This is a genomic window from Calderihabitans maritimus (genome assembly GCF_002207765.1).
Lineage (GTDB): Bacteria > Bacillota > KKC1 > Calderihabitantales > Calderihabitantaceae > Calderihabitans > Calderihabitans maritimus.
Window position 1 is genome coordinate 1 of the sequence record NZ_BDGJ01000100.1, and the last position, 11,218, is coordinate 11,218.

General features: G+C 43.9%; 15 protein-coding genes. 1 reads left to right on the forward strand and 14 read right to left on the reverse strand.

Features of this window, described 5'->3' with window-relative positions; genetic code table 11:
• The coding region (locus KKC1_RS16775; RefSeq protein ID WP_238134247.1) for a DUF6391 domain-containing protein at nucleotides 1-317 on the forward strand (317 nt) is incomplete at its 5' end.
• Between the two features lie 508 nt (nucleotides 318-825).
• Here the strand turns inward: KKC1_RS16775 and KKC1_RS08495 are convergent.
• The 14 genes from KKC1_RS08495 to KKC1_RS16280 form a co-directional block, all read right to left on the reverse strand.
• Nucleotides 826-1,020, reverse strand: a complete 195-nt coding sequence (locus KKC1_RS08495; protein WP_088554038.1) for a cold shock domain-containing protein — start codon at nucleotides 1,018-1,020, stop codon at nucleotides 826-828.
• A 277-nt stretch (nucleotides 1,021-1,297) separates the two neighbouring features.
• A complete protein-coding gene (locus tag KKC1_RS08500) occupies nucleotides 1,298-1,621 on the reverse strand; it encodes a YbjQ family protein (RefSeq protein WP_088554039.1) in 324 nt (107 codons plus the stop codon).
• The gene (locus tag KKC1_RS16275; protein ID WP_192868152.1) at nucleotides 1,602-1,820 is read right to left on the reverse strand and encodes a hypothetical protein; all 219 of its coding nucleotides are present in this window, start codon (nucleotides 1,818-1,820) and stop codon (nucleotides 1,602-1,604) included. The genes KKC1_RS08500 and KKC1_RS16275 overlap by 20 nt, the downstream gene beginning before the upstream one ends.
• A gap of 122 nt (nucleotides 1,821-1,942) precedes the next feature.
• Entirely contained in the window at nucleotides 1,943-2,140 is a 198-nt protein-coding gene (locus KKC1_RS08510) for a DUF3006 domain-containing protein (protein ID WP_088554041.1), read from the reverse strand.
• A gap of 16 nt (nucleotides 2,141-2,156) precedes the next feature.
• Complete coding sequence (locus KKC1_RS17185; RefSeq protein ID WP_306345657.1) at nucleotides 2,157-3,227, reverse strand: MBL fold metallo-hydrolase; 1,071 nt, start codon at nucleotides 3,225-3,227, stop codon at nucleotides 2,157-2,159.
• 3 nt (nucleotides 3,228-3,230) lie between these two features.
• A complete protein-coding gene (locus KKC1_RS17190) occupies nucleotides 3,231-3,644 on the reverse strand; it encodes a hypothetical protein (RefSeq protein ID WP_305790390.1) in 414 nt (137 codons plus the stop codon).
• A 24-nt stretch (nucleotides 3,645-3,668) separates the two neighbouring features.
• Nucleotides 3,669-4,040, reverse strand: a complete 372-nt coding sequence (locus tag KKC1_RS08520; protein ID WP_088554042.1) for a hypothetical protein — start codon at nucleotides 4,038-4,040, stop codon at nucleotides 3,669-3,671.
• 26 nt (nucleotides 4,041-4,066) lie between these two features.
• Nucleotides 4,067-4,504, reverse strand: a complete 438-nt coding sequence (locus KKC1_RS08525) for a hypothetical protein (protein WP_088554043.1) — start codon at nucleotides 4,502-4,504, stop codon at nucleotides 4,067-4,069.
• A 36-nt stretch (nucleotides 4,505-4,540) separates the two neighbouring features.
• Nucleotides 4,541-4,882, reverse strand: a complete 342-nt coding sequence (locus KKC1_RS08530; protein WP_088554044.1) for a M48 metallopeptidase family protein — start codon at nucleotides 4,880-4,882, stop codon at nucleotides 4,541-4,543.
• Nucleotides 4,879-7,767 carry a type I restriction endonuclease subunit R gene (locus KKC1_RS08535; RefSeq protein ID WP_088554045.1) on the reverse strand — a complete coding sequence of 963 codons (2,889 nt, stop codon included), beginning with the start codon at nucleotides 7,765-7,767 and terminating at the stop codon, nucleotides 4,879-4,881. The genes KKC1_RS08530 and KKC1_RS08535 overlap by 4 nt, the downstream gene beginning before the upstream one ends.
• A complete protein-coding gene (locus KKC1_RS08540; RefSeq protein ID WP_088554046.1) occupies nucleotides 7,764-9,023 on the reverse strand; it encodes a restriction endonuclease subunit S in 1,260 nt (419 codons plus the stop codon). The genes KKC1_RS08535 and KKC1_RS08540 overlap by 4 nt, the downstream gene beginning before the upstream one ends.
• Nucleotides 9,016-10,590, reverse strand: coding sequence for a type I restriction-modification system subunit M (locus KKC1_RS08545; RefSeq protein ID WP_088554047.1), 1,575 nt, complete (start codon nucleotides 10,588-10,590; stop codon nucleotides 9,016-9,018). Before KKC1_RS08545 ends, KKC1_RS08540 begins: the two co-directional genes overlap by 8 nt.
• Nucleotides 10,591-10,680: 90 nt before the next feature.
• A complete protein-coding gene (locus KKC1_RS08550; protein WP_143288717.1) occupies nucleotides 10,681-10,881 on the reverse strand; it encodes an AbrB/MazE/SpoVT family DNA-binding domain-containing protein in 201 nt (66 codons plus the stop codon).
• Between the two features lie 94 nt (nucleotides 10,882-10,975).
• Nucleotides 10,976-11,218 (reverse strand): site-specific integrase (locus KKC1_RS16280; RefSeq protein WP_192868153.1); only part of this gene is annotated, 243 nt, incomplete at its 5' end.

Consider the following 11,218-nt stretch of genomic DNA (forward strand, 5'->3'; position numbering starts at 1 on the left):
CGCGATGTGGGACTTCAATAGCGGCGGCCAATTTTCTTTTCTCCCTTGTATTCATACTTGTCCTCTTTTTTTACAAAGACCTATCTCTGATAAATATTGTTGCGGCCTTTCTTTTGGCCAATATACTGACCAAGCCCTTTGGCTTGACACTGCAGAAATTTTTTACGACATATCCTGATGTTAGGGATATGAGTATACTCGACATTTACGGCAAACCTCTGACATTTGGATTCCCCTTTGAGATAATAATAAATCCAAACCGGACTTACTTTATAAAAACGACTTCAGGGAAAGGATTCTTTTGGTTTTTATGTTAGGAAGCTGTTCAAAGGTGAAGTCGGTTTCCTGGCTAAGCCGGGCCAGCACCTGCAGGGTTTCCTTTTTGCCGCAGGCATCTAGTACCCTCTTGCGGGGGCGGATAAGAAATTAGCGAAGGTCTTAAGGCAAAAGTTTCCCTGGAAGTAGGAAATCCGACAAGATTTGAATAATATTACTAAAAAATGGAACGTAATAGGAAACGCGCAGGTTGAAGATAAAAACTACTACCAAGATAAGGTAGTAGTTTTGATTTATACGGGAGATTCGACATATTACGACAAATAAGAGCGAAACCCGTCTCCTCAAAAAATGCCATAAAAAGACCAAGGCTTATAGCAATGAAAGTAGCAAACCCGGCCTCATCACCGCCTACATGCAGGCCCGGGTGCTGGCGAAACGGGCAAAGCCGGTTCTGGAACGGCAGATAGCAAAACGTGTAAAGATGCTATTGAGTAATGAAAAAGGGCATTCCCCGGTTAGAGAATACCCTCTTGATGTGTACCCACGCTATTTACGGACAACATTGGCGGCTTGTGGGCCCCGACTACCTTCGACGATGTCAAAAGATACGTTTTGACCTTCCTCGAGGGTCTTGAACCCATCGCCCTGGATTGCAGAAAAATGAACAAACACATCGCCGCCTTCGTGTTCAATAAAACCGTAGCCTTTTTCTGCGTTGAACCATTTGACTTTACCTTCCATTTTGGACCTCCTTTCAAACAAGACTGGTCAAAAAGCCCAAAACCCAAAACCTTTTGTCCAATCTTGTAAAACAAGAGGCCCAAACAGGTTTGCGTTCTCAGCTCTTTAACACGTGTAATTAGAATAACACAGTTTGGGGAAAATAGCAAGTTTTATCTGAAATAACTGCTAGTAGTGAAATAATATATGCTAATACAGCAAGAATAAAAGATGAGATATAAATTTCATAGGTTCTGTATCCCAATTTTGTGAAATACAGACCTTTCATTTTTTACTATTATTTTTTATCCCTGACTTTAACAGCAGTACCATAAACAAGAATTTCAGCAGCTCCCTGCATTACTGCAGACGTAGAAAATCTTATGTTAATAACAGCATCTGCCCCTAATTTTTCTGCTTCTTCAACCATCTTAGCTGTTGCAATTTGCCTTGCTTCATTAAGCATTTCACTATATTCTTTTAATTCTCCTCCTACAAGGTGCCTAAATGCTGAAGCTATATCTTTTCCTATATGTTTTGCCCTAATAGTACTGCCTTTTACAATTCCCAATGTTTCTACAATTTCTTTTCCTGCTATTTCGCTAGTATTTGTTAAAAGCATCTTTTTCCTCCTTTCTATCTTTTATTCTTTCTAAAATAAGTGCAATAATAAGCCCTATTGAACTCATTAAGCATATTACAAGTAAAATTGATAGAAAAGGTAGAATAAATCCAGGTTCCAACATAGCGAATACTATTGTGCCTATAAAATAAAATCCTAAACATATTGCAATTAACCAACTGAATATTCTTACCATCATAAGCCTCACCTTTTTATTAAATTCCATGTTTTAAATTAGTTTAACTTTAAATTTTCTCAAAACAGTATATGTAGTATATGGAAATTCTGCCGTACGGCTGTGTGGCAGAAGAACAGAAGCGGTTACTCAAACAACTCATCCATAAGTTTTTCGATTTTCTTCCGGCGCTTTTCCGTTTCCTCTTTATCAATCTCTATCGACATTTTAAGCACATCTCCTTCTTTAGCCTCTTCCGGCAAAAGACTCCGCGGCAGATCAAAAGTTTTGCCGTTATACTCAATTACCGCCATATCACCCTCAAACCGGTCAATTACAAGCATTTATAATGCACCTCCATCACTCATAACGCGAGACCAGCTTACCTTGAGCATCATAGAGGGCTCCCGGGTCGCCGTTGTTGTTCCAGATATACCTCTTAGTCCATAGGAGCGTATTAGGACCAGTCTGAGCATTCGGCCCGCTCACAACCTTCAGGCTTCCGCCGGCTGGTATGACTATTCCAGATGGAAAAGTAAAGGTTTGATTCCCTTTTTGACTGACTAGCTTCCAGCCGGACAGGTTCACTGCTACGCCGCTGGTATTCTTGATTGTAACTACCTCACTCTTGAGGTCTATACCCACTATTCTCACGCCGCCGGAAGATGAAGTAGAAGCGGGCGGCGTGACCGGATTAGAGGAAGCAGCGGCGCGAGAATCATCTGGCGCTCGCTCTTTAGCCGGTGAGGCTTTCTTATTGAAGGTGATGGTTTTCCCATCACTGGTAGCCACAATGGTTCCTTGTAGGTCAGTGCGGAAAACCTGTATTCCTGCTTCTGCGAGTTTGGCCAAAGTTTCAGTGTGAGGATGGCCGTATTTATTATCCTTACCTACAGAAATAACAGCATATTTCGGCGACACAGCCTTTAGAAAAGCCTGAGTTGTAGAACTGCTACTACCGTGGTGGCCCACCTTGAGGACATCAGCCTTGAGGTCATAGCCAGTCCGCAGCATCTCGCTCTCAGACTCTGCCTCTGCATCGCCTGTAAACAGGAAACTGGTGCTTCCGTATGTGATCTTCAATACGGCGCTGTAGTTGTTCAGGTCGTCATAGCTGGAGTTGTTGGGAGCAAGCATTACCGCTTCAATACCCGGGCCAACATCCAGTTTGACACCTGCTTTGGCCTGGGTAACCTTGAGACCCTTACCCTTGATTGCCAGCAGAAGGTCTTCAAAGGTTTTAGTGGTGTGAGCAACCTTCGGCAAGTATACTTTGCCTACCTCAAAGTTACGTATAGCGACATCCAGGCCACCGATGTGGTCTTCATGGGGATGGGTGCCGATCACGTGATCAAGCCGCTTGACGCCTTCCTGCTTGAGATAGTTTACAATCAGGCTTCCATCATCGTTGTTTCCGCCGTCAATCAGGATGTTCTAGCCGGATGAGAGTTGTACCAGGATTGAGTCAGCCTGGCCCACATCAATGAAGTGAACTTTGAGAGTGCCGCTGACGGCGGATTTTTCCTCGGCGAGTTCCTGTTTATCCACCGTTGGGCTCTCAGCAGAAGAAGTTTCCGGCTGATGTTCTTCTTGGGAAGCGGACGGCTCCGATACCTGCTTTTCTTCCTGCTGAAGTGAAGCGCTCTGCTCAACAGCCGTCTTGTCTGCTGTAGGATTGCTTAAACTGGAGTCTGTGCAGCCTGCGGCAATTGCCACGACAATAAACGCCGCCAGGGTCAAAAGGGTAAACCTCTTGCTCCGGCCTGTTTTGTGTATCAGATGGTATACGGTGAAGACTAAAAGGGCTGTAACAGCAAGTATGACAGTTATGCTCGTGGTGTCGGTCATGTATATTCACTTCCTTCGCAAGCGTCACTTGCCCTTGTTATCAGCAACCGGTTGCTCGTTTTCGGGTTCGGTCCACAACAACTTCCCATCTTCATCTCTGTATTCAATCCAATCAGTCTGGTGCCAACCGTTTTCATCGAGAATAAGGTAGGTTTGATGTATCTCTCTAATTACCTTGCCTGGAATGTGTATGGTTTCAACTAGCCTATTAGCAGCAGGGCTGGGCGTGCTTTTGAGCTTCCACCAATCAGGGTTGGTGGTCACATCCACGACAAACTCCTTCAAATCTTCTACGAGAGCCTGGCTCCAGTTGTAAAAGGCATTCCAATCACCTTCGAAGATAAAGAAATTAGCAATCAGTATAATAGCTATAAAAAGGAGTATTAGCTTTCTCATCGTTTCTCCTCTCACTTTTCTGAAGATTAAACAGAAAAACCTAAGCAACTATTAAGTTTCTTCTTGATTAGTAAAAGGTCTTTCGACTTGTTCCGTATTAAACGACCATTTTTCTTATGAGACAGTTCGTTATAGCAGATTACTAATAGCTTATAACCATGCTCTTTGGCCCATTGTTCCCTAATACTGTCATAGCGGCGCCGCTGCTCCCCGCGGGAAACCCCGCTAACGGTCATCCTTCGGTCCATAATAGGTACAGGCTCAAAATGCTGTCTTTCTCTGTATTCGACAATCAAATTGTGAGAAGGAAAATACGCATCAACCGGTAGTTTCCTACGACGGCCAGATTTCCCGGGGTCACCTAAAAGGGTGGGAAAACAATACTGCCAGTGGTATGGGACGCCAAGAATTTCAGAAACCAGGTCTAGCACATATTTTTCATCACTATCTATTCTCCTTGCCATTTGTTTAACCACTCCTAAATGTACATTTGCTTCACCTTATGCGCTAGCTATCCCCCATTTCGCAAGATAACTTTTCAGCACTGCCCGAAACAAACGACCGTGATTAGGTATCTTTAAATGTAAAAGTTCATGCACTATTATCTCCGCTCGAAAAGCAGCCGGTTTTGTTAGCAATTCTGTGTTAAAAGTAAGCCTTCCACTGCTAGAACAGCTTCCCCATTTCCGTTTCATCGGACGCAAATGAATTTCCCTAGGCTCAACTCCAATTCGTTTTGCCCAAGTTTGCACCTCTGCTTTGAAAACAGCAGCCGGTATAGCCTCTTCCAAAGATACATTACTGGGTATCTTCTCAGACTCATGTAAGTACTCAACACTCATGATTTCACCCTCCTGATGACAGCTAAGATCCGCTCCGCCAGTATTTTTATTTCTTTAACCCCTGCCGCCAGAAGTGTCTTGTATAATTCTTTTCGTACCTCACGGTTCTGAGCATCGCTTGTTTGCCAATGGGGATAACGGGTGAACGCATCTGCCATCTGTTCAGCGGCACGCTCTGCCTCCCTAACGCCCTCACGTTTGAGAAGCCAAAAAACGGCAAAAGCATCGGGAGATAAGTTTTTTTCGGCGCGGGCTTTTTCTGCTTCATTGTATTCCCTAATAAGTTCTTCCAACTGCCGCAAGGCTTCCTGGGTAGTTAACTGACGTTCTTGATAAGCCCTGGCAATCTGTTCAGCACGCTCTCCAATGGTAATAAGGTAAGGAACATGATGCACATTCTTTGCAACCGCATGTTCTATACTTTTTAGAATATTAAATACCTTGACAGTTTCATTCTCATTACTCTGACTAATTTTTTCAAGAAGCTCTTCATTAATTTCATAAATGTCGAGAGTGTCTTTTATAGTACCGCTTTGTGTATGCTCTTGAACTAGCCTGGCAGTCTTGCGGGTAAGTTCGCGCTCAACACTAACACCGGGTTCATAAGCTGAGCGTAAAAGTCTATACATTCTGGCCAACTGGTCGTAGTCACCTAAATATTCCCGCAGGAAAGAATCAGGCGATAGAATTTCGTAGATGTTTGCCAACTCCTTAAAGAACCGGTAAAAGTCATGGCGTTTTTCCTGGTCACGGAAGTGTTCCAAAACTTTCTCCGCAGCTTTATCTGGAGAGCCGTCAGTAATTAATGACAGAAATTCTTTCCGGGCATCAGCCATCATTTGGGCAAAATGTTCTTTTAACAGGTCCAAATCTTGAATTGTGCCTTCTACATCCTGCGAGTCAAATTCCAGCGCTTTTTCCAGCTTCTCAAAGATGCCAACAAAATCCAGTACAAACCCTGCCGGTTTCTGACGCCCGTTTTCATCTTCGTAAGGACGGTTCACCCGGGCGATAGCCTGCAAAAGCACATGGTCTCGCATGGGTTTATCTAAATACATGCAGTAAAGCACTGGGGCATCGTATCCGGTCAACAGTTTTTCCGTTACGATGAGTATTTTAGGTAGCTCGTCCGGTTTGCGGAATGATTTACGAATACGCTTTTCCTTCTCATCTGAGAGGTGATAACGGGCCAATTCCGGGGGGTCATTATGGGCCTTGCTAATGACTACCTCCGAATATTCAGGGGGCAAGTATCGGTCTAACGCTTCTTTGTAAAGGGTACAGGCTTCCCGGTCTACCGCCACTAAAAAGGCTTTATATCCCATAGGCTCTACAAACTCACGATAATGGTTGGCTACATATTCCGCGATCCTTTCTACACGCTCACGGTTTTTTAACATATTCTTCAAAGTTACAGCTTTATCTAATATTTTATTGAGTTCTTCAACATCACTAACCCCTTCTGCTTCCATTAAATTCAAGAATTCTTCTTCTAATGTTTCCCTGTCCACGCGCAGTTCATTGGGCGCCAGGGTATAATGAAGGGGTACGGTAGTACCATCGGCAATAGACTCGGCAATACTGTACTTGTCAAGATAACCTTTAGGGTCATCGATGCCAAAGATTTTGAACGTACCTTTGCCGTGAGCTGTCTTGTCGATAGGCGTACCCGTAAAACCTATGTAAGTGGCATTGGGTAAGGCACCCATTAAGTAGTTACCTAAATCACCGCCGGTTGTACGGTGGGCCTCATCCACCAGCACAAAGATATTGTGGCGCGGATTTATATTAGCAGGCATACCCTCGAATTTATGTATCATACTAACAATAAGTCCCCGCCTGTCACTTGATAAAAGCTCCCGTAGGTGACGTTTACTCCTGGCTACCTCTACAGAGCTAAACCCGCAGGCAGCCAAGTTGCCAAAAAGCTGAGTCTCTAATTCGTTGCGGTCTACCAGCATAAGGACGGTAGGGTTTTCAAAAAGCGGTTCTTCTATTAACTTTTTTGCTGCTGTAATCATGGTAAAAGTCTTACCGGAGCCCTGGGTATGCCAGATAAGGCCCCGCCGCTTTTCTTTATCCGCGGCCCGTTTCAATATCCGTGCAACCGCACGCATCTGATGGGGTCTTAAAACGACTTTGGTCAGTTCATCATCCTTGCGGGTAAAAAGAATGTAGTCTGACAAAACACGCAGTATCCGCTGAGGGTGAATAAAGGTTTTAACTAAAGTCTCAAAATCCTGACCGGCGCTCTCATCCCTCCAGTTGAATAGGTTCTTGCGACTCAAATTCCAGGTAGCCCCGTAGTAAAAATGGATTAGATGGGTTAGAGTGAACAACTGGAGGAGAGCCATTAGTTCCGGTCCTTCCCGATGGTAACGACGTAATTGATCTAGAGCTTCCGCAATACCTTCTAACTTGGTAGCAGATTTAGTTTCGACAATCAGCATTGGCACACCGTTTATAAGGAAGACCACATCAGCACGAATGGAATGAGTTCCATTAGTATATCTGAATTCGTCTGTAACATGAAAGGTATTGGCTTCCCAGTTTTTAAAGTCTATCAGGCGAACGTTGCGTTCACGCTTTTCTTCCGCTACATAAATAGTTTTTAGACCCATTAGATACTCCCAGGCAGCAAGGTTGCCTTCTATAGTAGGAGAAATACGTTCAATGCGTTTAATTAACTCTTCCGCCCGTAAATGGTCCACCACGCCGGGGTTAAGACGCTGGACTTGGTTGATAAAAATGTCCCTTAATATCAGGCCGGTTTCACCTCGGCGCAGCCGCTCTGCCTCCTCCGGGACAAGATAATGCCAACCCATTTCAGTGGCATAGCGGATTAAAGGATTTTGCACAGCACCTCGCTCAGAGCCGATTTTCATTGCGAAGCCACCTCCAAATCCTTAACCCGCACTTTTCCTGTCATAAGAAGGTCAAGCATGGTCTTAAAGAGGGCTTTAAGGGCTTTTTGGCGTTTTTTCTCCGTCTCGATTTTACGGTCAACCGACTGCAAGATGCGGGCAATCTCACGTTGTTCAGAGAGAGGAGGGTATGGAATCATAAGATTTTCTAACACATTTTTGGGTACTCTTTGCCGTCCTGTACTTCCCTCCATTTTACTTGCAATATCTGCCCTTATATCATCTTTCTTTAAATAATAAAACAAACATAAAATCTCGGCTTCATTTGTTCCATGAATAGGCCAAACTTCTGTTGTCGCATACCCGAAATCCGTAGGTAAGTTTTTCACTATACACTGTTTTCCATTCTCAAAGGAGGGAGTAATTTTCGCAATCAATAAATCTCCATTAAAAAAGAAAGTACCACTTTTAATTTCCTCACGTACTTTTAGATCATACTTACTAAGATAAACTTCTTCATCTGGAATATATTCCATCGAAATAAAAGGAATTTGGTGACATTTATTAATATCCAAACTTCTTGGTTTTCTAGAAAATTCGAAAACCTTCCCCAGCCTCACCACTTCCCAATGCTCCGGTATCGTTCCAATTTCAGTTTCCTTGAGCGGAACACGTTCAGCTTCTTCCAAAGGTACCGGCCCGTAAGTAAAGAGGTAGTGCATGAGAGACTTTTTGAGTTCCCGCGTGGCAGCAATTACTCGCTCCGTTGCTTCAATTGCTCGCTGAATAGTAGAAAGCACATATGCAATTGCCCGCTGTTCGGAGAGAGGGGGAAAAGGGAGGACATAGTTTTCTAAATCGCGCTTTTGAAGACTCGGTAATGTTGTCTTAGCATGTTCACCGGACAAAGTATTGACTTGAAAGCAATAGTAAACAAATCTGTAATCTACAGAGCTATCTTTCCAGGCTAAATAAAACGTCGTGTCAGAAGGCCAGAATGGGCTTTCTAATAACCAAACCCTTCCGGCTGTACCTTTACGACCAACAACTAAAGAAGGAAAATCGACGAGAGCCTGGGATGTTAACGCATATATACCACCCGAACCAACTACGGGAATATTTCCTGTTTCTTTCGGTTTAGCCTTCCCATACTTAACTTCAGCTATCTCCTCAAGCTTTACTACATCCCAATCTTCCGGTAAAGGGCCGAGTTCGGTCATTTTAGACCCATTGGAAATATTAGACCCATTGGAAATATCATTTGCCATTTCAAGCATTAACAAATCCTCCCAAACCCAGCTTTTTTAGAATGGTGTTCAACTCAGCATCCGCAGCCCGGCGTTCCTCTTCCGCCTGTTGAAGCTGTACAATTGCCTCTTCAACCGGAAGAACCTCTTCTTTGCCGTTGAGCGATACGTACCGGGAAGGGCTGAGGTTCCAGTCGTTGCGGGCGGCCTCTTCGTTGGTAATGATTTTACTGAAGCCTTCTTCCTCCCGATATTCAAGATACACTGAAGCAATACGTTCAATATGCTCTTCAGCCAAGGAGTTCTTCGGTCGTCTTTTAGTAAACTGTTGGGAAGCGTTGATAAGCATAATTTTACCTTTCCGTTCTGCAGGTTTTGCTTTATTTATAACCAGAATAATCCCCGGTGCAGTGGTATTATAAAACAGGTTCTCAGGAAGCAAGATAACACACTCTACCCAATCATGCTCCACAAAAGCCTTGCGAATATCACGTTCGCGGTTTGAACCTTGATTTCCACTGCCGCGACTGACAGCGCCCGTATCCAGCACCACGGCCATTTTCCCGCTGTCATTCAAAGAAGCAAACATATGTTGAATCCAGCCCCAGTCTGCACTGCTTGCGGGCGGAATTCCAAAATTAAAGCGACCATAAGTATCCTTTTCGTAAGTTTTTATTGGAAACTTCTGATTCCACATCGGGTTAGCGGTCACTTTATCAAAACGGCGCAGACTTCCGTCGTCGTTCAAAAAGGCCGGTCGGTTCATGGTATCACCCAAAGCAATCTCAGCGTTCATGTCATGCAAGAAGACGTTCATTTTTGCCATTGCATAGGTAGCATGGTTTATTTCCTGCCCATAAATACGTATCGGTTCAATTTCGTGAGGAAGTTCACGATGACTATTTTTTACCACTCCATGAGTCTCCAAAAAACGCAAATGGCATTTAATAAGAAGACCGCCGGAACCGCAGGCAGGATCGTATATTTCATCCCCGGGTTGCGGATCTAATATGTAAGCCATTAACCATGCAACCTCTTTAGGGGTATAAAACTCTCCGGCACTCTGGCCCTGCCCTTCGGCAAATTTTCGCAATAAATATTCATAAGCCCGGCCTAAAATATCCGGCTCCACATCTTTTAAACCCAAGCGGTAGCGGGATAAAACCTGTATTAAAGCAGCCAAACGTTCATCATCAATAATACGCTGACCGGATGCCGTTGCGTTAAAATCAACTATATCAATTACACCTGCAAGCTTTGGGTTCTCGCGAGCTATTCCCTTAACGGCATCGGTAAGGTATTCACCCAAACCCGTAGTTTTCTTAGCAATTTCAGACCAATGAGCATGCTTAGGAATATAAAACCGCACCAGTTCGTGGTCATGTTCTACTAGTTTTTCTGCAACTTTTCGGTCACCAAATTCTTCGGCAAGAGCATCCATTTCGTCGTCATAAACATCTGAAAGCCTTTTAAGAAAAATAAGAGGTAAAATATAATCTTTAAATTTAGGAGCATCAATTTCACCGCGAATCACACAAGCAGCATCCCATAACCAAGATTCAAGAGTGCTAAGATCTAAAGCTTTATTTTTTGACATAATCCCTGCCTCCAATCAGAATTCTAGTTCATTTTTTTTTAAGTCTTTCATTCCAACGGTATTTTGTATCAGTTCAAATTTAAAGACATCTCAACGCTCTACCGTCTGCAAAATACATTCATTTGCAGGAACAATTAATGCTTTTTCTAAAACCACCCTCCCGTCTGGTTCAATTTTTAGTAATATCCGGTCGCCTTCTTTAATTCCCAGTACATCCCTTACCTGTTTCGGAAGAGTCATTAAGCCTTTTGAACCAACTTTCGGCGTAAAGACCTTAGTCTTATTAATCAATGTAATCACCCGCCTAAGAATCTTAAATTTTGGTTATCTTAACCAATTCGACAAGAGTAAGCCAAATCCTACTAACAAGAAACAAAATCCACCCCTACTCCCACGCCAAACGCTCCACAGCCCTCTGGAGGTCCTTATCGCTGGGCCGTGTGTAGCGGGCGGTGGTATTCAGATTTGAATGACCAGCCAGCACGGCTACCCGGTCCAGACTTTCGCCGGCATCAATCAACGACTTACAGAAAGTATGGCGTAAAACATGAGGGGTTACCCCCTCCAGGCGGGCGTCATAGGCGTATTTCGCAAGCAGGTATTCAATAGCACGAGGAGAAAGAGACCC